Genomic DNA, 22,787 nt, shown 5'->3' with positions numbered 1-22,787 from the left:
TTCTCCAACAACGGGATTCGAGATTTATTATTGTATTTATAAATCAGGATGTGACCACGAATCGGTAACCCATAAAAACGCAAAAATGGAATACATTACAGTTTTTCAAGGCGAACTGGAGATTGTTGTTGAAAATCGTTCCTATATAGTGAAAAGCGGAGAGGCCATTAAGTTTGATGCAACATTGCATCATAAATATATCAATAAAGGTGAAACGGATGTTATTGCGCAGGTCATTTTAAGTTATTAAAGAGTCTATGATATAATAGACAACATTGGGAGAATCTTGTATTCTGAAAAAACGGAAGAAAACAGTACGCAGAATAACAATGACAGATGGCAAAAGAAATATATCTGTCAGCTTCTCGGAGAGTATGATATTGAGACGATGGAAGATATTTAGGACGCTCTAAAAGATCTTCTGGGTGGCACTATCAAGGAAACAGGACGAGTGCTGATGTGTCCGGTCGCGCCGACACCTTCCTTGTTTGAGTCCACAAACACCATGGCAGCTAAAGCTGCAGCTAAATCCAGCAATACATTTGGAAAGTAAGCGTAAAACACATTCTCTCGTAACCAACAAATGCCGGTATAGGATTATAAAAATCCTGTATCGGCGTTTTTAATTGCTTTATTGATTGTGATCATTTTATCTTTAACTGCTCAAAATGATAACGCGGTTTTCCTATGCTCTTTTTGCCATACTCTATTTCAAGATAGTGATTAAACATCTTTTCCTGCTCATCAGCTAATAACAATAATGCTATAAATTGCTTTTTATTCTCATTCACTTCTCAGATTTTCATATCTACTACTCCGTCAAACTTGAAGTTCATAAACGCATTTGCTTCTTAAACGCAAACATTCCCTCATTGCCATCACCGACAAAATCGTCCGGTGTATCCGGCATAGGATGTTTTTCATTAAAAAATTCTGTAATATGAAAACCGCAGACATTCACATAAAAATGAATGTTGCGCTTATCAAAGTACGGCGTACAGGTTTCCCATACTTTCGTGTTCGGATATATTCGTTCCAATTCAAACCATATCTTCTTACCAATACCATTGCTCTGAACTCCGTTCTTTACAAAAAGCAGGTCAAGATGGTTATGCTGTGTACTCTCATTGATAATAACAACAGCACCGCCCACCATTTCTCCATCGACAACAGCTTTATAGACAGCAGAACCCTCTGCATTCAGCGACTGGTCAATGTCCTTTTCAGGCAGAATAACAGCATCTGTTTTTCCGAAAACATCTTCAAAACCTTTCTGAAATGCTTCCTGCATATCCGACTTGTATTGCGTTAATTCTTTTGGTTCTATACAAACTAATTGGAAGGTCATTTTATATCTATCTCCTCAAAAATACCGATTTTCTTAATTCTACATACTGGAATTTGCTTGACTATTCTCTAAATCTGTCATATCCCCACCAATTGGGGACTAACTCTTTGAGTCTGACTGTTTTTTTAGTTTCAATATCAAGTAGAATTTCAATTTCTCCGCTATTCTTGTCTAATTGCATCATATACTCACGACAAGCACCGCAAGGAGAACCCACTCAACCATCAGGCATAACTGCTACGACCTTATCAATCCGACTCTCTCCATTCGTAATCATATTGGCAATGGCGTTTCTTTCTGCACACATTCCAAGTGTACATGCCGTATCGATGCATACACCAACATAAATATTTCCTTGTTTTGTAAGAATAGCAGCTGCAACACCGCCTGCATCTATAAATGGGGAAATTTTTCGACTATTTTGCACCTTAACCGCTGCATTATATAATTTGTCCCACATATTACTTACCTCATTAAATACCGATTGAACTAAATCGCTGCGCGATGGCCTGCGAAGGCTGTGGCGCAGTTTTCTCTTTAACTTAAAAAAGGCAGTAGATAATGAGTCCTAAAAGTAGTATTGTTAAATCACCACAAAATAACAATTGAACAGGATCATCATTAACACTGCCATGAATAGAATAACACCAGAATCTCGTTTTCACAAGAGGGTATCTTTGATACGTGGACCTCCATGATGGCAGTGACTCATTAACGTTACTAGTATCATGGAGGTTTCCATTATATTTATATATAGAAGCGATGGGATACTCAAATGTGCCGTATCTGGTAGCAGATAAACCTATAAAACAAGCTGTTGTTGAACTTGGAACTATCGCCTTTCAAATTAGCATGATTTTTAGCAGCTTTTTTCGGGAAATTAGCAGGAAAGGTATTTTGATTAGCAAGATGGACTTTTGCTAATCGCACTTTGCTACCTGTCCGATTTCTCTCGGTAAATAAGAAACGCCGAAAACCTTGATTTTACACAATGTCATTAACTTAAATCTAAAAGGATTAGATATCTTCTGCTTTTTTTGATATGCTTACATTGTAAAGAGAAACCATGAACCTGCCGCAGAAAAGGATGTGATGCTCATGAAACATTCTCAAAAACGTACATTCATGGATATAGAAAAAATGAATTCTAATGAATTTAAGGCATTTTGTCGGTCTGGTAACCAAAATCATTTTACCAGAACTAGAAAAATGCCTCTTCAGGATCTTCTTTTCACAATGATAAACAGAAAGGGGCTGACATTGGCATTGGAACTGAGAAATTATATGAAAATTGCTCATCCGGGAACATTCATTTCCAAACCAGGATATCTGAAACAGCGTATGAAACTTAATCCAGATGCTTTTTTAGAACTGTATAAATATCATAACCGCAACTTCTATGCGGATTCCTCTTTTTCAACTTATAAAGGCCATTTAATATTAGCAGCAGACGGCTCAGACATTAATATTCCTACCACTGCTGAAACGCTGGAACTGTATGGTTCTGCAAGCCGAAAAAATACAAAACCCCAGGCTCAAATAGGATTAGGCTGTATCTATGATGTAATGAATCGCATGATACTAGAAAGTGATTGTAACAAAGTAAAATTTAATGAGATGCGCCTGGCAGAAAAGCAATTAGAGCGGATACCGGAAACCATAGGAAATATTCCATTTATCATTATCATGGACCGGGGATATCCTTCTACACCTGCGTTTATACATATGATGGATAAAGGTATTAAATTTATCGTACGTTTAAAAAGCAGTGATTATAAAAAAGAACAAAGCAGTCTGTCGGAAAATGATCAATTGGTTAAAATAAAACTTGATAAGTCAAGAATCAGACACTATGAAGGGACGATAGATGGAGAACGTATGAAAGAACTGGGAGAAATTTCATTACGTATGATAAAAATCCCGTTAGAAAATGAAAGCTTAGAAGTGTTAGCCACGAATCTCTCAGAAATTGAATTCTCTACAAAAGAAATTAAAGAGTTATATCATATGAGATGGGGAATAGAAACTGCATACGAAACCTTAAAAAGTCGGCTACAATTAGAAAATTTCACAGGAACAAAAGCGATTTTGTTATTACAGGATATATACAGTACCATATATCTGAGTAATTTAGCTGAAGATATCATATTAGACGCAGAACGTGAACTGGATCAGAAAGAGACAGAGAAAAAGCATAAAATGATGATCAATCAGACAGTTAGTATTGGAATCTTAAAAAATGATCTGATCTATATTCTTCTTGAGACGAATGAGAAAAAGAAAAGTATGTTGTTTCAACAGATATATGAAGATATCAGTAAGAATCTTGTTCCGATTCGTCCTGACCGTCATTACAAAAGAACGAAAGGGCAGTTAGCAGGAAAATATTCAAATACTCATAAAAGAGCGTATTAGCTAAAAAGATATGAATAGTAGAAACAAGGGATAAGTATGCCCATATCAAAAGTAAAAAAGCAGGAATCATAATTTATAATAATTACGATTTCTGCTTTTTGCTAAAGTTAATGACATTGTGATTTTACAGGGTTTTCGGCGGGGTTTTTGGCGTTCCCGAGATGACTCGAACACCCGACCTACCGCTTAGGAGCAAGGCACTCGGTACCTTGCTCCTGGTTTATCGCTGTTTTATGAAGTTCTTGAAAAGCCTTGATTTACGGGGATTATTAGCTATCGTGGGCACCTGATTGTCAGTTCTTATATGTTCCCGGATAGGCCCCGTTTCGGCCTGTTTTATTTGCAAAATGTTGGCATGAGCTAATTTAGTTCTCAGTACCGAATTGCCAAACAGTAAAAATTGAGTGCTTATAACGACGCCAATAGATTTATCGGCTACCGATTCCGTACTTTCTCGGAATTGATAACTCTATTAAATTATTGACCTGTTTTATAATCTCTACGCTTATATTATGCTCCAAAAACGCACACATTGTGTATTCCTAATTTTGGCAATGGAGTTCTTATTCGTCACCGGCTTCACCGCTTTGCTATTTCGTGGGACTTTATCAGCCGGCACTCAGAAAAACTGCTTCAGTGGTCAAAACTATCCCCCGTCCCGTCAGCTTCACCTGGTATTGCTAAGATACATCCGTAAAATACGTTTTACGGATAATCAGCGGTCGTCAAATGAATCCAAGCAAGCTTGATTCATTTTCCTCGTCACTATAACATATATCATGCCTTACCATATCATTCAACAATGTACATAAAAGAATTTCGATTTTTAATGGTCGCCAACTTGGCTACCATTAGCCAGAGCATGGTTTTATGCAAAGAAAACTGCAAGTCTGGGCGAGTTGGCGAAGGGATGGACTTATCTTTTCAACCTTTTGCAATCTCTACATTTTTACCTGCAAAGGCAATGCCATATTTCACAATTTCCTTGATTCCACGGTCCTTCATATCTGTATCATAGTGCTTATCCTCAATCTGCTTTAGAGCCTCGTCAGCGGATGCAGATAAACCGGCATCATTCTTTGTCGCTTTGAATTCCATGATAACACCCGGCAAAGAATGTACCTTAGGCTCCAACACAAGATCAAATCTTCCTTCTCCGGATTCCCTGTTTGATCTAATGTAATATCTTGAGGACATACCTGCTGCCAGTCCCAGCATCATGCCATGGTAAAAGCCTTCTGCTGCTCCATCAAAACAACTGATGCAGGTAATCATATATTTTCGGAGGAATTCCTGAAGTTTCTTCCCATCATTCAGATACAGTGCTTTTTCAAGTCCAGCCATGACATTGCCATCTACTGTCCCCTTGAGCCAGGATAAAATCTCTGTATTGTAAACTCTGCGAATCTCCTTATTCGGCAGCGCCAGCTCCATAAATGTCCCAAATTCTGTTTCAACTGCATCGCTTACAGGTTTTAAATATCCTGCAAGTAACAAGAAACTGAAGATGGTATCGGTTCCATCCGTTATCCTCGGATAGATGACATCCATATTTAACGATGCCTGAACGGTCTGCCCCTGCAACAGTGCAAAAAGGTTTTCTGCAATATCCGGTGTAAGAGATATCATGATCTCCCGGATAATCTCATTATCACTAGTATTGGTCCAATATGGTTTCGCCTGGCAGTTATTATAGAAATAATTGGCAACAGACCAGGGATTATAGATTTCTGTACTTCCGAAACGATATCCATCGTACCACTCACGAAGTTCTTCCAGTTTTGTCTCCTGTCCGTAGTATGCTGCCATGGTATTCACTTCATCCACGGTAAATCCAAAGTATTTGCTGTATTTCTCATCAAGTACAGAATTTACGATTGGATTATTAAGTCCACTAAACAGGTTCTCCTTTGACACACGCAAGATACCGGTAAGAACGCCAAAAGCAAGAGAAGGGTTATCTTTAAGACCACCGGACATAAAATTACGCATAAATGTAATCACTTCATTATAGAAATTTCTGGAATGTCCCTGTTGGATCGGAGTGTCATATTCGTCAATGAGAATGACTATCTTAGACTGATGATGTTTTTCCAGCATGCGTCCCAGATTCAGGAGTGATCTGGTATATTCCACATCACTCAGCTCATCCGTCTGCATTCTGGACAAATAATCCTGTTCCACCGGATTAAGTCTGTCGCTTGTAAAAAGCTCATTGTGCCGCATAAATTCATCACGGATCACATTTTTAATTGCCGCATAAGTACTGGCCCAATCCGAAAACTTTGCATCTTTGAAAGTGATGGAAATCACCGGAAATGCACCTTGCATCTTCTGATATTTTTCACCACATGACCAAATCTGTTTATCTTTAAAATAAATAGATGTATCCTCTTTCGTTTTTTCAAAAAACGTTTTAAGCATATCAAGAGCAAGTGTTTTGCCGAATCTTCGTGGTCTGGTAAACAAAATGACCGGAACCTGATCGTCAATCAAATCACGGATCAGAAGAGTTTTATCTACATAATAACTGTTCTTTACTACATCCATGTAAGATGTATTGCCGACTGCGCAAGAAAGGATCTTTCCATTTCCCGCTTTAGGTTTTTCAGTGCCAATGTAAGCATATGCAGTCTCCTCCGGAACCTTCCAATTGCGACCTTTTCTCAAAGCACCTTCCAGTTTTCCTGCATTGCATAATCCTACTACTCTTCTGGTTGATAAGTCCATGATCCCGGCGGCTTCTTTTGTTGAAATATATCTAATATCGGTCATACAATCGCCCCTTTCGGAAATATCATAACATATATCGGAAACTTCAGCAATGTATTTCCGTTAAATTTCCGTTATTCTCCCTCTGCGTTTCTGAGTGAATGTCCGGTTTCTTGCATTCCTCTGCAATTTTCTCTACCAACTTCTTTGTATTTCCGTGATGTACAGATGCATAAACAATTACTGACTTCATTTTTTTCTCCCGCCTAACGATGCCATTCCATCGTATATTCTTCTTCTGATGTATTTTCATCAGTTTCCTTATTCACAATTTTGAATCCACAATGCTGATAAAACACTACCGCTCTCATATTTTTCTTATACACATTCAGTTGCAACTGATCATATAAATTCATAACGGTGCGAAGCAGTTCTGTTCCGATCCCTTTTGATTGTTCCGTTTCCTTTACAAAGATCCCGGCTATATAAGTATCTGTCAGACCAATAAATCCCAGAATTTCCTCATTTTCTTCTGCTACAAATACTTTCGCTTCAGGAATCAGCTTTCTGACCATATCATAATTCTTTTTCCAATAATCTGCTTCTATAAAAGAATGGCTCTCTATATTTGCATGAAGCCATAAGTCCATTATCTCATCCAGATCTCTTGTTTCAAATCTTCGAATCATTTTCTTGTACCATATTTTCTTTACAACCCGTTTCTGTAAATCTCATTGATCACAGCCTGGGCATGTTCCATTTCTTTTTTCTGGATGATTGCATCTCTGTCACTTAAGATTGCAAGCATCTCATCCACCAGATCCTCGATTCGGGGATCACTTACCCGGTATAAATATCCAAGCATACGGGTGGCAGTATAATCTGTGTTCATATTTTTATAGGCAATTTCTGCACAGAACTCTTTGGGATATCCTCTGTCCAGTAAAACCTTGTATAATTCATCGGTTCGTTCCGATGCCATAAGCAATCACTCCTGTTATTCCAAAAAACTCAAATCATGACAACCCGTCCAACGGGTGGTTTGCTCTAGGGCTATAAGCCCTTGCTACTAGGCCAGCGCCTCAAGACGCTGGCTTTCTCTTTTGGCTATGGGAATCCTGCTTACACAGCATTCGCATAGCTCCGTTCAAGCCATATTGCTCTTGACTCGTCGCTACCCCTTAAGGGGTATTGTTACTACTTGGCATCAACCCTTAAAAGGGTCTTCATATTCTTTTACACTCAATTTATCCATTGCTATATCATGCATTTCCTGCTCTTGAATATATTTTTTTATTGTTGCCTCATTCAATCCTACCGTACTAACATAATATCCTTCTGCCAAGAAATGACGATTTCCAAATTTATACTTTAAATTTGCGTGTCTATCAAATATCATAAGTGCACTTTTTCCTTTCAAATATCCCATAAACGATGATACGCTTATCTTTGGCGGAATACTTACTAACATGTGAATATGATCCGGCATTAAATGCCCCTCAATAATTTCAACACCTTTATAACTGCACAATTATTTTATATTATCTCTTATATCCGCTTTGTATTGATTATAAATTGCTTTTCGTCTATACTTAGGTGTGAAGACGATATGATATTTGCACATCCATTTCGTATGTGCGAGTGAATTTTCTTTCTTCGCCATAAATTACCTTTCCTTTCCACAATATAGCCTGAACAACTTTATTGAAAATGGAAAGGTAATTTTTTTGTATAACAATCGACTCTTACCCGCATAGCGGGTGGTTTATTGTTTCGCCCATCTCCATTTTTCGGAACAACGAAAAATGGAGATGGGCGAAACATACTAAAGTCCATAAAGAAAAAAGCGGTTCATGACATAGCATTTTCTGCTAATCATTACCGCTTTGTATGCAACCGTCCCCTGCGGGAATCGAACCCACAGCTAGCGCTTAGGAGGCGCTTGTTTTATCCGTTAAACTAAGAGGACGAACCAGTACATCCCGGTGTTTCACACTTAGACGCCTGTTTAAATATCATACTATTTACAACCTGAAAAGTCAAGTCTTGACCTGCTATTGAAAACTGTCTGTTTATTGAAAGCTGTCTTAGAGTCGGCCGATGGCACTCTGTGACCGCCTTTAGTCTTTTTGCAGCACAGCCGCTTTCATGCTGCGTACATACTCTCCGATCGGACCTGCTGCCTCCGATCCGTATTTCTCACACAGACGAACAATGGCACTGCCCACAATAGCACCATCCGATACAGCTGCCATTTTTTCAGCCTGCGCCGGTGTTGAAATACCGAATCCAACGGCGCATGGGATGTCCGGATTAGTCTCTTTGACAAGGCGCACCATGGCACCGATATCTGTTGTAATCTCACTTCTGACACCGGTAACTCCCAGTGACGAAACGCAATACACAAATCCTTTTACCTCTGCAGCGATCATTTTGATGCGGTCATGGGATGTCGGTGCGATCATAGAGATCAAATCCAGTCCCGCCGCTTCACATCCGATATCCGGCTCACGCCGGATCCCGAAACTAAAAAATCCCCGGCAATGTAAATTAATACATTGCCAGGGACGATTGGAATTCACTTATATCGCGGTGCCACCCTGCTTCACAGGATAGAAAAATCCTGCGCGCTTGTTAAAGAAGTACTAACATACTCCCGGCAATTAACGCCTGCCCCGCGTCATAGAATACTTGAACAGCTCTGCTGCCTTTCACTATGCCCTCAGTGGTCCATTTGCCTATCTGCGTTCGGCCCGGCTCTCATCTTCCCGGACTCTCTGTACGTGCACAATATATCTGTCAAGAAATTTTTATAATTTTTTATCTTTTTATTTCAGCGCATCTTTCAGCTCTTCCTTGGATGTCACACCAACCATACGCTGAACTTCCTGTCCGTTTTTAAAAATAATCAGTGTCGGAATGCTGACAACACGGAATTGACGTGCCAGATCCATCTGCTCATCCACATTGACTTTGCCAATCTGAACATCCGGCATTTCCGTTTCAAGTTCATGAAGAATCGGTGCCATCATCTGACACGGACCGCACCATACAGCCCAGAAATCTACCAGTACCGGTTTGTCGGATTTTGTAATTTCCGCCTGAAAATTTTCTTTTGTTAAATCTATAATTGCCATAATAAAACCTCCTGAAATTAAATTTCTTCCATATCATTTACATGCTCAGTATAACAGAGATACCCACAGAATGAAATATCTGATTTTATGAAGTTACTTTACTTTTGTCCATTCACCCGCTATACTAATTTATATAGTACTTTATTTTAAACAAAAAGTAACTCCTTAGAAAACATTAAAGGATTGTGATCATTTTGAATCAGACGAATGTCTCCAACGAGCTTGCCGCCGCACCGGTGGGAAAGCTCCTTTTTAAACTGGCCGTTCCCACGGTCATTGCCCAGCTGGTCAATCTGCTCTACAACATCGTAGACAGAATTTATATCGGCCATATGCCCGGAACCGGCAGTTCTGCGCTGACCGGCATCGGACTGTGTTTTCCGATTATTTATCTTATTTCTGCTTTTTCAGCATTGATCGGTCAGGGCGGTGCCCCAAGAGCCGCCATCTGCATGGGGCAGAATAAGACAACCGAAGCCAACAGGATCCTGAATAACTGTTTCGTTGTCCTGATCATTGAAGCCGTTGTCCTGAGTGTATTTTTCTGGATTTTTGGTGAACCGCTGCTGTGGCTCTTCGGCTGCAGTGAACAGACAATTGTCTATGCGCTGCCTTATATGCAGATTTATGTTTCCGGATCGATTTTTGTCATGCTGGCTCTGGGCCTGAATCTTTTTATTACGACACAGGGATTCACACGTTTCAGCATGACCTCCGTCCTGATCGGTGCCGGTGCCAATATTATCCTGGATCCGATTTTTATCTACGGTCTGCATATGGGAGTCCGTGGTGCCGCCCTTGCAACAATCATTTCACAGGGTTTGTCCTGCATCTGGATTCTGAGGTTCCTCACCGGCAAAAAGACCCGGCTGAGATTGAAGAAATCCGATATGCACCTTGAGAAGCGCATTGTCATTCCATGTCTCGGACTCGGACTCGGTCCTTTTGTTATGCAGGCTACGGATGCACTTTTGAATATTGCCTTTAATTCCTCACTGCAGCATTATGGCGGTGATATTGCCGTTGGTTGTATGACCATTTCCAGCACGATCCAGCAGATGGTATGGATTCCCGTACAGGGCATTGGTCAGGGGGCTCAGCCCATCATCAGCTACAATTACGGTGCCGGCAACGCCAAAAGAATCCGACAGACGTTTAAATGCATGCTTGCTGTTTCTATGACAGCGCTGACCGTTTTCTGGCTGTTTGTCCAACTGTCGCCAACAACCTTCATCCGCATATTCAGCAATTCTGAAGAAATTATTGCGACAGCCGGTTGGACACTTCGGGTTTACATGGCCGTTTTCTGCATGTTCAGCATCCAGATGTCTGTCCAGCAGACATTTACAGCCCTTGGAAAAGCAAAGGCATCCCTTTTTATCGCCTGCCTCAGGAAGATTATTCTGCTGATTCCGCTGATTTTTATACTGCCGCATTTCTTTGACAACAAAGTGTTTGCTGTATTTCTTGCGGAACCGGTATCAGACACCATTTCCATTACAGCATCCATCATTACTTTCCGTATTGTCTTCAAAAAGGCAATGCAAAGTATTAGTAAATCTGCATAACAGAAATTTTTGTGTAAGATACCCATTGTATATTTTGTCTTTTAATATTATAATCAACTATAATACATCTATTATTGCATTATAGTACTGATTCAGGATAGGGAGGTATACAAATGTATTGCGATTTTGAAGAATATGTCAAGAACCGAAAACCGGACAAGTTGTCTCTGAAGAATCTTGTCGACCCATCTCTTGAGAAACCGTACGACAAAGATGAACTAGCTCTGCTTTCCCACCTGGCAGTAATATACAGCGAATCTATTACACCTGCTTCGGAAGATGAGAACCCTGAAGCTGAAGCTGAAGCTGATGATGACGACGACGATGATGACTTTTAGAATCTTTTAAAAGAAAAAGCTGACGTACTGCGAATAACAACAGTATGCCAGCTTTTTTATACACTCTTGGACTCACCTGAGAGTCCCTACACGGAATTCAGGTCCGATTCACAGACACTGCTTCCATCTGTTTATACATAGTCCAGATGCCCCTGAAGCCAGATATTGCCGCGGAAACGGCGTCCCACTGCAGGCTCACCCAATAGATCTTCTGCATTCATACACAGATCGATCAACACATCATTGCATTCGATCTGTATCTGATACAGCTTCTCTCCTGTCAGTTGATTGTAGACTTCTTCTACACTGAGAATATCCCCCATCACCGAATACTGATCACAGGCAATACCATACGGCATAAAATAAGACTCTACAATCGTCAAGACATCCTCTGACTTGATACGCTTTGAAATAGAGGTATACATGTCAATATCCTCTAATGTGAGATTCTCCAGTGCATCCTGATCGCCCTGTCTGGCGGCTGCAATCATACCATTGCGTGATTCATTCTCCCGAAGCCGCTTCAAACGCTCAGAATCATTTCTCACAACAGGCAGGATCACCTTGCCGGAAATCGACAATGCCGACAACCTTACGGATACAGAAGAAATCTGACGACTCTTCGGGTTCATATCTGCATAATCCATCAGATGATTCATATGGAAAATAAGAGATACCCCAAGATTCACCACATCACACATGCCATCATATTCTTCTCTTTCAGAAATCTTCTCAACACTGACATCATCTGTGAGCGAAATCTGATGACCTGTATAATGCGGAAAATAATATTCATAACTGAACATACCATGCTCATCTACTTCACCACGCACCGTGATGCCTGCATTGGACACAAAATCTCGACACTTCTCTGCATAGACCGTGCCGCCGCAATCTGAAGCAAATTCACTGTCAGGGCTTCCCATGACCATATCAAGCAGCCGCTGCAAATCTCTTTTATGTTGAACCTTACTAAAACCTACCGCTCTCAAATAATCATGCATATAACCACCTGCAAATGATTTCTACTTGGAAATAACTTCAATACCGCCAAGATATTTTCTCAGAACTTCAGGAACAACGATAGAACCGTCTTTCAGCTGATTCTGCTCAACCAGTGCAGGAAGTACACGGGATGTAGCAAGACCGGAGCCATTCAATGTGTGCATGAACTGGATAGAGCGATCTGCTCTTCTGACACGCATATTGCCTCGTCTTGCCTGATAATCTCTTGCATTGGATACAGAAGAAACTTCTTTGTAACCATTCATAGATGGAATAGAAATCTCGATATCGTATGTTCTTGCCATAGATGCAGAACAATCACCTGCTGCCAGTTTCACAGTTCTGAAGTGGAAGCCAAGGCCTTTAACAAGGTTCTCAGCCTTTGTTACGAGTTCTTCAAACGCTTCATCTGACTTCTCAGGCAGTGTGTACTGGAACATCTCTACCTTGTTGAACTGATGGCCTCTGACCATACCTCTTTCGTCCGCTCTGTAAGAACCTGCTTCTCTTCTGAAACATGGTGTGTAAGAGAAGAATTTCTTCGGCAGATCAGCCTCTGTCAGGATCTCATCTCTGTAAACAGATGCCAGCGCAGCTTCTGCTGTAGGCAGCATGTAATGAATTCTGCCTTCATCTGTCGGATTAGCAATCTTATAAACTTCATCTGCAAACTTAGGGAACTGACCTGCTGTCAGACCACACTGATATTCAAGCATGTATGGCGGCATGATCATCTCATAGCCATCAGCCAGATGTGTATCAATAAAGTAGTTCAGTAATGCCCATTCAAGACGTGCGCCCATGCCTTTGTAAATCCAGAAACCGTTGCCGGCCAGCTTAACACCGCGCTCATAATCAATCAGGCCAAGGTTTGTACAGAGATCCACATGGTTCTTTGGCTCAAAGTCAAACTTCTTCGGTTCGCCAAAATAACGCAGCGGTTCATTATTCTCCTTGCCGCCCGGTAAAAGATCATCATCCGGCATATTCGGCAGACAATATAAATCCTGCTGATACTCGTTCACAACATCTCTTAACTGTCCGTCCAGCGCGGAAATCTTGCCTTTGATCTCACCCATTTCCTTGAAGATTGCTGTTGTATCTTCACCAGCCTTCTTCAATGCAGGAATCTGTTTGCTTACTTTATTCTGTTCAGCCTTCAGCGCTTCTGTCTGCTGAAGGAGTGTTCTTCTCTGTTCATCTAACTCGAGAATACGGTCGATCAATTCGTCACAATCTACCTCTTTTGCCTTCAAACCGGCTTTGATCTTATCCGGATTCTCTCTGATTAATTTAATATCAAGCATCTTTGTCACCTCATCATCACTGCCCGCCCAGGGGCGGATCCATTCATTCTTATCGAGCATTAATTATACCATTGTAAAAATACTTTTTCAATACTTCTGCCTGCCCTTTCTTTATCAGCATACTCTTTTTCATGAACGCATATACTATAAACATGGCATTTTACTCCGCGTTATTTCAAATTCTGCTTTTGAAAGGAAATATAACCATGACTGATTTTTTATATCCTGATATTTTGAATGAACAACTGACCTATGCCAGACAGGCACGTGCCGCATGGCTTTGGACCAATGTTGCCGAACGAAGCCGGATTTTTCTGCAAGTTCTGGATACCCTTCAGCCCATCTGCGCATCCCTTGCCCGTGACAGCGTCCAAGAGACGGGCTACGGTATTTTTGAGGACAGGATGCTCATAATCACACGCCTGCTTCGTGACCTCCGTTCCTGCTGCCTTCAAACAGAATCTCCCTTTTCAGAACGTCTTTCCTGCACGGACACACACACCCAAAGCCAGCCCTCCGGCACTTTGCTTGGCATACCATCATCCATACATCCGGTCACTGAAACCCTCTTTGCCGCTGCTATTGCCATTCAAACAGGAAATCCGCTCATTTTTTTCTTTTCTGACAGTGCATTTCAGATATCAGCCCGAACAGCCTCCCTGGTCCGTGATGCTGCAATTGCTGCCGGTGCACCTGACAACTGCATTCAATGGCTGGAAATTGCTGATGACAACCTGCTTGAAAAATGCAATCACTGTCCCGACATCAGCGGCCTTATTCTTTCCGGACTTTCCGCCAATATCCGCAAAGTATTTTCTGCTTTTTCAGCGGAATGTATCCTTTCCTTTCCACAGCCTGCTTTCTGCTATATCCACTACAGTGCTGATCCGACACTTGCTGCAGGGCAGATTGTTTTATCCAAAACCTTTGACAACGGAATGTGCTTGAACGGTGAGCAGATAATCTGTGCCGATGCTGTGATCCTGCCGCCGCTGAAAGATGCCCTGCGCCGCACCGGCGGTTATTTTGCATCCCCGGAAGAAATTGTCCGCCTCACTGCGATTCTTGCCAACCTTTCGGACAATACAGTTAATCCTTCTGTTATCGGACAATCTGCGCAGGCACTGGCTGATCTGGCCGGTATTGTCATTCCTGAAGCCACCCGCCTCATTATTCTTGAAATCGAACCGGATAATGCTTCCCACCCACTTCTTCTGCCCTTTTTGTGCCCGGTTCTTGTACTGATATCGGTGAATGATTATGAACAGGCAGCCGACAAAATTCGTCTTTTATCCACAAAAAGTGCATCTTTTTCCACTGACTTTCCTTTTTCCGACACCCGCCCTCTGCCGACACATCATTATCTTGCGCTTTATGCCGCCGACAATGCACCGATTTCATTTTTATCCTATGCACTTCCGGATTTTTCCATAATTGAAAATGCTCCGGCTGCTTCTGTATCCATGATCCAGCAATATATGGATATCTATGGCCATCTTCTTCCTTCTTCAGCCATTCCTCAGCTTTTTTCCATCCGCCGCTGCCATTCGACAATGATCGAAACCGCCCACTGCTTTTCTTTTCCTGCAGAAATTTATTATGGACAAAATCCCCTTGAACAACTGAAACTTTATGAACATGAAGACCATCTTCTCTTTCTGCAGTGTCCTGCATTTTCAGAATCTGCCGTTCAGACTGTCATAAAAAGGATACAGCAAAAATACCCCTTTATTCAGTATGAATGCCTAAAGCTTGCGCCCGATGATTCACAGATCACCGACTTTCTCTGCCAGCACTCGCTTTTTCCTGAACTGCCTGCTGCACCGGATTGTCTCATTGTCATTGGTGACAGCACCGCTGTCCATATTGCCAAAATGCTCATGACCCGTTATCAGCAATCCGCAAGTTCTTCCCTCCCACGCCTGATCATCATGACTTCGGATGCCGGATGCCATGCGGCGCTTCTGCCTTTTTATCCACACTATGACAGCTGCAGCAACCGATTGACAGATATGTCCTGCCGGCTTTCCTATTTTACATTGATTGCTGACAGCCATTTTTCCTTTTTTCGAAGCCACAAACATCTGATCAGTGCCTGCATGGCTGCTATGGCCGATGCTTTTGATTCTCTCTTATTCGTCGGCGGAGATGATATTTCCGATGCTATGGCTTTCCGTTCCATTCAGCTGTTTCTTGTCTGGCTTCCGCTTTTTTTGTCCGCCCCCTCCGAAAGAGGGCATCAAAAAAACAGGCCTGACGCCTGTTTTGAACATTTGCAAAATGCATGTATTTTATCTGGACTGGCCTGTTCTCATACCGGCCTCGGCCTTTCTCATATCCTCTCACAACAATTATGCTGTGAATTTCGGATATCGATGTCTGCCTTGCAGGCACTCCTGATACCCCGTCTGCTCCTGTATTATGGCAGTGATTCCACACATCTCTCCGGAAAAGCCTGGACGGTTTCTGCCTCCGCCTGCTCTGCTGATAACTATTTAAAAATGCTGGCTGCCATCAATCCATCCTTCGACGGAAACCGACGGGCAGCCGATATACTGGCCGAAAAAATTGACACACTTCTTGATGATGCCCATCTCCCGACCAATATTAAGAGCTGCCATATCCGAGAAAAAGACTATCTTCAGCGCATAGAGGACCTGGCTCTGCACAGTTTTGAACAGTTATCCGCCATCTGTGCCGATGCCGGATCCGGATATCCGCTGGTCAGTGAAATTGTCCGGATTCTAAAGGATATCTATTAGATTCTGCCTGTAGATCCAAAACCGCCTGCACCGCGCTCTGTCTCATCCAGTTCCGCTGTCTCGACAAATTCTGCTGTCAAAAACGGTGTTATCACCATCTGTGCAATACGTTCACCGTTCTCAATCTCTGCCGGCTGATTGGAATGATTATGCAGCGCAACCATAATCTCGCCTCTGTAATCCGCATCAATAACCCCTACCTTGTTGGCTGGTGCCAGACCTTTCTTGGTTGCCAGCCCGCTTCGCGCATAAATAAGCCCTGCATAACCTTCAGGGATTGCTGCACTGATGCCTGTATGTACCAGATAGGTCTCACCCGGTGCGATCGTCACTGCATGATCCATACATGCATACAGATCCGCACCTGCTGAAAACGCTGTTCCGTATGTTGGAATGATTGCTCTGTCATCCAGTTTCTTTATATTCACCTGCTGTTTCATCTTCATCTCCTCCTAATTCTCTCTGACCTCAACATGAACATATTCCTTCGGCTCCCAGAGGACAATATGACCCTCTTTCAATGAGGGCTGTACTTCTATAATTCTCTGGTTCGATGAGCCCTTAAACTGCAGGCTCGGGCTCTTGAGTGCCTCTTTAAACTCGCCGTCCACCAGCACATCAATATAAGACAGCATCTCTTTTGTCTCTTCCCACTGCTCTGCCATTCTTCCGAGAATATCCTTTTCAAAATCATAGCCTGTATAACACCAGATATTCTTCTCCGGGAATCTTGCCTTTACTTTTCTCAAGAGTGGAAGCAGTCCCTGCTGGTTCACATGCTCAAAGGGCTCCCCGCCAAGCAGACTCAGACCCGCAATATAAGATTTGTCCAGATAATCCAGTACCTGTTTCTCCGTTTCTTCTGTAAATGGCTTTCCGTAATGAAAATTCCATGTCTCCTCGTTAAAACATCCTTTGCAGTGATGCGTACATCCGCTGACAAAAAGCGACACACGAACACCCTTGCCATTGGCCACATCGCAGTATTTAATATCTGCGTAATTCAAATTCATCAACCTTCTATTCAGTAAATATATTTGTTTCGGTCGTGATCACATCGCCCCGACCCGATTCACATTCTGTGCCAGCTGTACAGACATGCATCCTTATCATTATATGAGAAAACAACATGAACCGCAAGCAGCAAATTTATGAATAATACCTCTGCGTTAATTTATGGATTGCATTTCTTGCACGGATCATATCCCTGAGCGATCAGATCATCCCTGGAACCTGTGTATTCCTTTTTATTGGACGCTTTCATCTGCTTCACACTAGAACAGGACGGATAATGAAACTTCTTGGTATTCGTATTCAATATGTACTCTGTCCCTGTGCTGACCGGTGCGCTTGTCTCCTTGACGGATTCTGTCTGAACCGCAGCCTGCTGTGTACCACTTTTGTCTGCGGCTGACTGGCTGACTGCAGAATTGCCGCCGGAACTGCTGTCGGAATTTCCCTTTTCTGAAGACAGCCAGCTGTCACCGGTTGCATAGTCTATTGTAATTCCCGGCTGAACATTGTACGCATAAACGCAGAAGCAAATACCGTCGCCTTCATCTTCGACAGAATATCCCTCCATCAGTACGCCATCCGCTACAAGATTATCGCCCGTAAATATAGGCGTCACTCTATAAAGCACATGGTTATCTGTTTCTTTCACGTAATCGGCCACCATATTCTCAAAAGGCAGCATCCCGTCCACATTCAGATAACGTGTACCGGTAATAAGATTCTGCTGATTGGCATTCTCAGCAGTCAGCTGATAGCCAATCAGATGACAGCGATTGTACAGCGACTTGCCGTCCACATTGTCATATTTAACTGAATGCCATCCTGTGGGCTTCACTTCGCTGATGCTGCCGCGCTTCTCTGTAGGCATTGTCTCAAGGCAAACATTGGCATAAGCCACCCCGCAGCGTCCAAGCGCATCCAATTCACTGTAATTTTCAAAAGCTTCTGTTGTCAGATTATCCGATGTAAAATAGGGTTCATTATTGTTGACAGCTGTATATGGTTCCCCGGAATATGCCGGAACATCTGCTGCATTAAATGCTGATGCGGTACCGGTATGAACCACTTTTTGCTTTGAGTCATCCGACTGGACTTGTGCAGCAGCCTGTATCTCTGTTTCAGCTGCTGTCTGTATCTCTGTTTCATCCCCAGGATCATTCTCCGTAGATTCCGTCTGAACCGTCTCAACATAAGATTCTGTTTCTGAATCTTCTGCTTTCAGCATAACCTGGGTTGCTGCACCGGATCCGCAGCCAACCAGCATGCACATACACAACAACAGCGTCAAAAAATAACTTAACTTATTGTTCCGCTTATTGCTTCTCATCGTTCATAAACCTCCATCGTTATCTTCTCATGAGAAAATCCCACGAACTCCTCTTCCTGAACCTTAGTCATTTTGGAAATGTCAATATCCAGATGCTGATCTGCCGGATAAACACGATTCCATTTAAAAACGATGCATTCATCTATTTTGTCAAAATAAGTCGCCAGCGGCTCTTTCTCGACAAAACACAAATCCTGTACTCCTGCTTCCTCCAGATAATTCTCAGACACTGCAATTCTGTTATCTTCCGGAAATATCTTAGCTGAATACGTATTCATATACACGCTACAATCACGCTCATCAGCCATCTGCAGCACGCGCTCACAAAGCACTCTGTCCCTGCTCTGTCTGCGATGATTAAACATCATACCTCCATTGTCATCCACGCAAACTATTACTCGCATTATTACTCCTCCATCATCTTTTTTCTGACATCCTATTGCGCTACTTAAAATCTCTAGCGCAATTATTTTGCCAGTGCTGTCAACAACATTGGTTGTCAATAAATTCGTCCTCACACGACATAAAACTATTATACCATACATCTTCTTTTTTTTTTGAAGCAGAAGTACCTGGCTTTTGAAATTAAAAAGACGATTTTTACATTATTAAATGCTGTAAAAATCGTCTTTTTTGGTTTTTGGTTTGAATTACAAATGCATCACTCTGGCATTAATCTCTTTCGTCTTACCCACATTCCAGAAATTCTCGCCAAGATAACCGCATGTACGTCTTGTAACATTCATCTTAGAGTGATCCTTATTGCCGCACTGCGGACATTCCCACTCAAGATCATCGTTGATCTTGATCTCGCCGTCATAACCACAGACATGACAATAATCAGACTTTGTATTAAATTCTGCATACTGAATATTGTCATAGATAAACTTGACAACTTCCTCTAATGCCTCAAGATTATGTCTCATGTTCGGAATCTCCACATAAGAAATAGATCCGCCGGATGAAATCTTCTGGAACTGGCTCTCAAATGAGAACTTGCTGAATGCATCAATCTTCTCTCTGACATCCACATGATAAGAATTCGTATAATATCCCTTATCAGTGATATCTTTAATCTCACCGAACTTCTCAAGATCGATTCTTGCAAAACGATAGCAAAGAGATTCTGCCGGTGTACCATATAGACTGAAACCGATGTTCGTCTCATCACGCCATCTGTCTGCTGCTTCCTTCATATGATTCATGACACGAAGTGCAAACTCCTCGCCCACAGGATCCGTATGACTGACACCCTTCATCAGCTTGGTTACTTCATAGAGTCCGATATAGCCAAGAGACATGGTAGAATAACCGCCATACAGAAGCGGATCAATCTTCTCACCCTTATTCAGACGGGCAATCGCACCGTACTGCCAGTGAATAGGACTGACATCCGATAATGTACCCTTCAACGCATTGTGACGGCACATAAGCGCCTCAAAACATAACTGAAGACGTTCGTCCATCAGTTTCCAGAATACTTCTTCATTCCCTTTCGCCAGAATACCGATCTGCGGCAGATTAATGCTGACAACACCCTGATTAAATCGACCTTCAAACTTATAGTTGCCGTTCTCATCCTTCCAAGGTGACAGGAAACTTCGGCATCCCATACAGCTGAAAACATTGCCTTCATAATTCTCACGCATCTTCTTCGCAGAAATATAATCCGGATACATACGCTTTGCAGAACATTTCACAGCCAGCTTCGTAATGTAATCATATTTGCCACCCTTTAAGCAGTTGTTCTCATCCAGAACATAAATCAACTTTGGAAATGCAGGTGTTACATAAACACCCTTCTCATTCTTAATACCTTCAAGACGCTGTCTGAGGATTTCCTCAACAATCATTGCATTCTCTTCAATGTATTCGTTATTCTCATCCAGATTCAGAAAGAGTGTAACAAAAGGTGACTGACCATTGGTAGTCATCAATGTATTAATCTGATACTGAATCGTCTGAACACCGGACTTCAACTCATCCTTCAGACGATCCTGGACAAGTTTCTCAATGGTATCATCATCAAATTCATCGCCAAAATGTGCTCTATAGGCCTTTTCATACTTATCATGGCTCTTGCGCAGATACTTGCCAAGGTGCTTCAGATCAACAGACTGTCCACCATACTGACTGCTGGCTACTGCTGAAATGATCTGAGTCATCACCGTACAGGCTACCTGGAAACTCTTAGGACTCTCAATGAGCTTGCCGTTCATAACGGTACCATTGTCCAACATATCCTGAATATTAATCAGACAGCAGTTGAAAATCGGCTGTACAAAATAATCCGCATCATGGAAATGCAGAATTCCCTCTTCATGGGCCTTTGCAATCTTCTCAGGCAAAAGCAGACGTTTTGTGAGATCCTTGGAAACTTCGCCTGCGATCAAATCTCTTTGAGTGGAAGCTGCTGTCGCATTCTTGTTGGAATTCTCTTCCATAACCTCTTTATTGCTGTTCTTAATCAAGCTCAAAATCGAATCATCTGTTGTATTGGCGCGGCGCACCAACTCACGTGTATAACGATACACAATATATCGCTTCGCCAAATCAAACTTCCCTAAGGCCATCAATTTCTGCTCGATGATATCCTGAATGTCTTCAACAAGAATTCTCTTTCTCTTTCTAGTCTCCACATAAGAAACGATCTCTTCAATCTCCTGATCCGAGATTCTCTCTTCTTCCGGAACCTCCTCATTGGCTTTCCCGATAGCAACTATAATCTTACTGCGGTTATAATTGACTTCCTGTCCATCCCTTTTGATAACAATCATAATGACCTTCCTCTCATCTATAAGAAACAATATCATGTTGTCTACAAACATAAACAACAAATTAACCACAAAATATAGTAAGAACATTCGTTCTATTTCTCAAACGCTCCGTGGACTATTATAGCACGCTTGTCATTAAAATACCATAGGAAATATCTCGAAGAATAAATATCGTCACTTTTCACGAATTTTAAAAAGTTTTTTCTGTACAGCAGATCATTAGCGAAAAAAAAGACTCTGAAATAATTTCAGAGTCTTAAAAACAATGAGACATCCGGGGTTCGAACCCGGGACACCTAGATTAAAAGTCTAGTGCTCTACCAACTGAGCTAATATCCCATCGTGCCCAGAACCGGAATCGAACCAGTGACACGAGGATTTTCAGTCCTCTGCTCTACCGACTGAGCTATCTGGGCGGAGTTGCGGGGGCCGGATTTGAACCAACAACCTTCGGGTTATGAGCCCGACGAGCTACCGGGTTGCTCTACCCCGCGATATAATCTAATTGTCTGTTTAGACACATAAGTACCTGACAAACTATTCCATTTATCAAGTACTTCAACTGGGCGGAGGTGGATTCGAACCACCGAAGCGTGTCGCAGCAGATTTACAGTCTGTCCCCTTTGGCCACTCGGGAATCCGCCCATATCTCTATATAGTTTTTATATCGAGAAAAGCCGATGATCGGACTCGAACCGATAACCTGCTGATTACAAATCAGCTGCTCTGCCAATTGAGCCACATCGGCATCAATGGAACCTATAGGGCTCGAACCTATGACCCTCTGCTTGTAAGGCAGATGCTCTCCCAGCTGAGCTAAGATTCCATATGAACGACCCAGACGGGACTCGAACCCGTGACCTCCGCCGTGACAGGGCGGCGCTCTAACCAACTGAGCCACTAGGCCATCAAAGGTATGCACCTTCAAAACTGCATATCAACTAAACACATTTCTTAGAACCATTTTGGTCAAGCCCTCGACCGATTAGTAACAGTCAGCTCCGGACATTACTGCCCTTCCACCTCTGCCCTATCTACCTCGTCGTCTTCAAGGGGTCTTACTTCTTTCGAATGAGA

Annotated in this window: 19 protein-coding genes, 8 tRNA genes, 1 rRNA gene and 2 pseudogenes; 5 read left to right on the top strand and 25 right to left on the bottom strand. The window is 42.2% G+C overall.

The window, feature by feature from the left end:
• Positions 1 to 250 (top strand): cupin domain-containing protein (locus NBH03_RS15195; protein WP_250800056.1); only part of this gene is annotated, 250 nt, incomplete at its 5' end.
• Positions 251 to 644: 394 nt separating this feature from the next.
• Here NBH03_RS15195 and NBH03_RS16240 read toward each other — a convergent pair.
• The 3 genes from NBH03_RS16240 to NBH03_RS16040 form a co-directional block, all read right to left on the bottom strand.
• A complete protein-coding gene (locus NBH03_RS16240) occupies positions 645 to 791 on the bottom strand; it encodes a hypothetical protein (protein ID WP_330642676.1) in 147 nt (48 codons plus the stop codon).
• Between the two features lie 41 nt (positions 792 to 832).
• Positions 833 to 1,348 (bottom strand): GNAT family N-acetyltransferase, encoded by a 516-nt coding sequence (locus NBH03_RS15185; RefSeq protein WP_117541851.1) that lies wholly within the window; start codon positions 1,346 to 1,348, stop codon positions 833 to 835.
• Between the two features lie 217 nt (positions 1,349 to 1,565).
• On the bottom strand, positions 1,566 to 1,808 hold the full coding sequence (locus tag NBH03_RS16040) for a cytidine deaminase family protein (protein WP_330621081.1): 243 nt from the start codon (positions 1,806 to 1,808) through the stop codon (positions 1,566 to 1,568).
• A 638-nt stretch (positions 1,809 to 2,446) separates the two neighbouring features.
• Between NBH03_RS16040 and NBH03_RS15175 the strand changes: the two genes are divergently transcribed.
• On the top strand, positions 2,447 to 3,763 hold the full coding sequence (locus tag NBH03_RS15175; protein ID WP_250800055.1) for an IS4 family transposase: 1,317 nt from the start codon (positions 2,447 to 2,449) through the stop codon (positions 3,761 to 3,763).
• 924 nt (positions 3,764 to 4,687) lie between these two features.
• Here NBH03_RS15175 and NBH03_RS15170 read toward each other — a convergent pair.
• The 7 genes and pseudogenes from NBH03_RS15170 to trxA form a co-directional block, all read right to left on the bottom strand.
• Positions 4,688 to 6,538, bottom strand: a complete 1,851-nt coding sequence (locus tag NBH03_RS15170; RefSeq protein ID WP_250800054.1) for an AAA family ATPase — start codon at positions 6,536 to 6,538, stop codon at positions 4,688 to 4,690.
• Between the two features lie 203 nt (positions 6,539 to 6,741).
• On the bottom strand, positions 6,742 to 7,164 hold the full coding sequence (locus NBH03_RS15165; protein WP_227083276.1) for an N-acetyltransferase: 423 nt from the start codon (positions 7,162 to 7,164) through the stop codon (positions 6,742 to 6,744).
• 20 nt (positions 7,165 to 7,184) lie between these two features.
• Positions 7,185 to 7,457, bottom strand: coding sequence for a hypothetical protein (locus tag NBH03_RS15160; RefSeq protein WP_215690572.1), 273 nt, complete (start codon positions 7,455 to 7,457; stop codon positions 7,185 to 7,187).
• Between the two features lie 225 nt (positions 7,458 to 7,682).
• Positions 7,683 to 8,138, bottom strand: a pseudogene (gene tnpA / locus NBH03_RS15155) (IS200/IS605 family transposase).
• A gap of 234 nt (positions 8,139 to 8,372) precedes the next feature.
• A tRNA-Arg gene (locus tag NBH03_RS15150) sits at positions 8,373 to 8,444 on the bottom strand.
• A 151-nt stretch (positions 8,445 to 8,595) separates the two neighbouring features.
• Positions 8,596 to 8,970 (bottom strand): annotated as a pseudogene (locus NBH03_RS15145) (tryptophan synthase subunit alpha); the annotation flags it as partial.
• A gap of 333 nt (positions 8,971 to 9,303) precedes the next feature.
• A complete protein-coding gene (gene trxA, locus NBH03_RS15140) occupies positions 9,304 to 9,612 on the bottom strand; it encodes a thioredoxin (protein WP_117541426.1) in 309 nt (102 codons plus the stop codon).
• Between the two features lie 194 nt (positions 9,613 to 9,806).
• On the opposite strand from trxA, the gene NBH03_RS15135 reads away from it, so the two are divergent.
• The gene (locus NBH03_RS15135; protein WP_117541424.1) at positions 9,807 to 11,180 is read left to right on the top strand and encodes an MATE family efflux transporter; all 1,374 of its coding nucleotides are present in this window, start codon (positions 9,807 to 9,809) and stop codon (positions 11,178 to 11,180) included.
• 113 nt (positions 11,181 to 11,293) lie between these two features.
• The gene (locus NBH03_RS15130; protein WP_117527790.1) at positions 11,294 to 11,518 is read left to right on the top strand and encodes a hypothetical protein; all 225 of its coding nucleotides are present in this window, start codon (positions 11,294 to 11,296) and stop codon (positions 11,516 to 11,518) included.
• Positions 11,519 to 11,649: 131 nt separating this feature from the next.
• Here NBH03_RS15130 and NBH03_RS15125 read toward each other — a convergent pair whose 3' ends face one another.
• Positions 11,650 to 12,522, bottom strand: coding sequence for a DUF3881 family protein (locus NBH03_RS15125; protein ID WP_117527788.1), 873 nt, complete (start codon positions 12,520 to 12,522; stop codon positions 11,650 to 11,652).
• 21 nt (positions 12,523 to 12,543) lie between these two features.
• Complete coding sequence (gene serS, locus NBH03_RS15120; RefSeq protein WP_227083457.1) at positions 12,544 to 13,830, bottom strand: serine--tRNA ligase; 1,287 nt, start codon at positions 13,828 to 13,830, stop codon at positions 12,544 to 12,546.
• 206 nt (positions 13,831 to 14,036) lie between these two features.
• Here serS and NBH03_RS15115 point away from each other — a divergent pair, with 206 nt between their 5' ends.
• Positions 14,037 to 16,592 (top strand): aldehyde dehydrogenase family protein, encoded by a 2,556-nt coding sequence (locus NBH03_RS15115; RefSeq protein WP_250800053.1) that lies wholly within the window; start codon positions 14,037 to 14,039, stop codon positions 16,590 to 16,592.
• On the opposite strand, the gene dut is transcribed toward NBH03_RS15115, so the two are convergent.
• The 13 genes from dut to NBH03_RS15050 all read right to left on the bottom strand — a co-directional run.
• Positions 16,589 to 17,032, bottom strand: a complete 444-nt coding sequence (gene dut, locus NBH03_RS15110; RefSeq protein ID WP_015514751.1) for a dUTP diphosphatase — start codon at positions 17,030 to 17,032, stop codon at positions 16,589 to 16,591. The genes NBH03_RS15115 and dut overlap by 4 nt on opposite strands.
• A 12-nt stretch (positions 17,033 to 17,044) precedes the next feature.
• Positions 17,045 to 17,599, bottom strand: a complete 555-nt coding sequence (nrdG, locus tag NBH03_RS15105; RefSeq protein WP_117527917.1) for an anaerobic ribonucleoside-triphosphate reductase activating protein — start codon at positions 17,597 to 17,599, stop codon at positions 17,045 to 17,047.
• A gap of 167 nt (positions 17,600 to 17,766) precedes the next feature.
• Positions 17,767 to 18,933, bottom strand: coding sequence for a DNA/RNA non-specific endonuclease (locus NBH03_RS15100; RefSeq protein ID WP_250800052.1), 1,167 nt, complete (start codon positions 18,931 to 18,933; stop codon positions 17,767 to 17,769).
• The gene (locus NBH03_RS15095) at positions 18,930 to 19,337 is read right to left on the bottom strand and encodes a ribonuclease Z (RefSeq protein WP_250800051.1); all 408 of its coding nucleotides are present in this window, start codon (positions 19,335 to 19,337) and stop codon (positions 18,930 to 18,932) included. Before NBH03_RS15095 ends, NBH03_RS15100 begins: the two co-directional genes overlap by 4 nt.
• Positions 19,338 to 19,583: 246 nt before the next feature.
• Positions 19,584 to 21,710: an anaerobic ribonucleoside-triphosphate reductase gene (gene nrdD / locus NBH03_RS15090; RefSeq protein ID WP_250800050.1), complete on the bottom strand. Its 2,127-nt coding sequence runs from the start codon at positions 21,708 to 21,710 to the stop codon at positions 19,584 to 19,586.
• Between the two features lie 266 nt (positions 21,711 to 21,976).
• Positions 21,977 to 22,049: transfer RNA gene (locus NBH03_RS15085), tRNA-Lys, on the bottom strand.
• 4 nt (positions 22,050 to 22,053) lie between these two features.
• Positions 22,054 to 22,126 (bottom strand) — tRNA-Phe (locus NBH03_RS15080).
• Positions 22,127 to 22,130: 4 nt separating this feature from the next.
• A tRNA-Met gene (locus tag NBH03_RS15075) sits at positions 22,131 to 22,204 on the bottom strand.
• 69 nt (positions 22,205 to 22,273) lie between these two features.
• Positions 22,274 to 22,355, bottom strand: a tRNA-Tyr gene (locus NBH03_RS15070).
• A 30-nt stretch (positions 22,356 to 22,385) separates the two neighbouring features.
• Positions 22,386 to 22,458, bottom strand: a tRNA-Thr gene (locus NBH03_RS15065).
• A gap of 5 nt (positions 22,459 to 22,463) precedes the next feature.
• Positions 22,464 to 22,536 (bottom strand) — tRNA-Val (locus NBH03_RS15060).
• A 7-nt stretch (positions 22,537 to 22,543) separates the two neighbouring features.
• A tRNA-Asp gene (locus NBH03_RS15055) sits at positions 22,544 to 22,617 on the bottom strand.
• A gap of 58 nt (positions 22,618 to 22,675) precedes the next feature.
• Positions 22,676 to 22,787 (bottom strand): 23S ribosomal RNA (locus NBH03_RS15050); the annotation flags it as partial.

The organism is Coprococcus intestinalis (assembly GCF_023656595.1).
GTDB lineage: Bacteria > Bacillota > Clostridia > Lachnospirales > Lachnospiraceae > Coprococcus_A > Coprococcus_A intestinihominis.
This window is presented reverse-complemented; position numbering and strand designations above follow the sequence as displayed.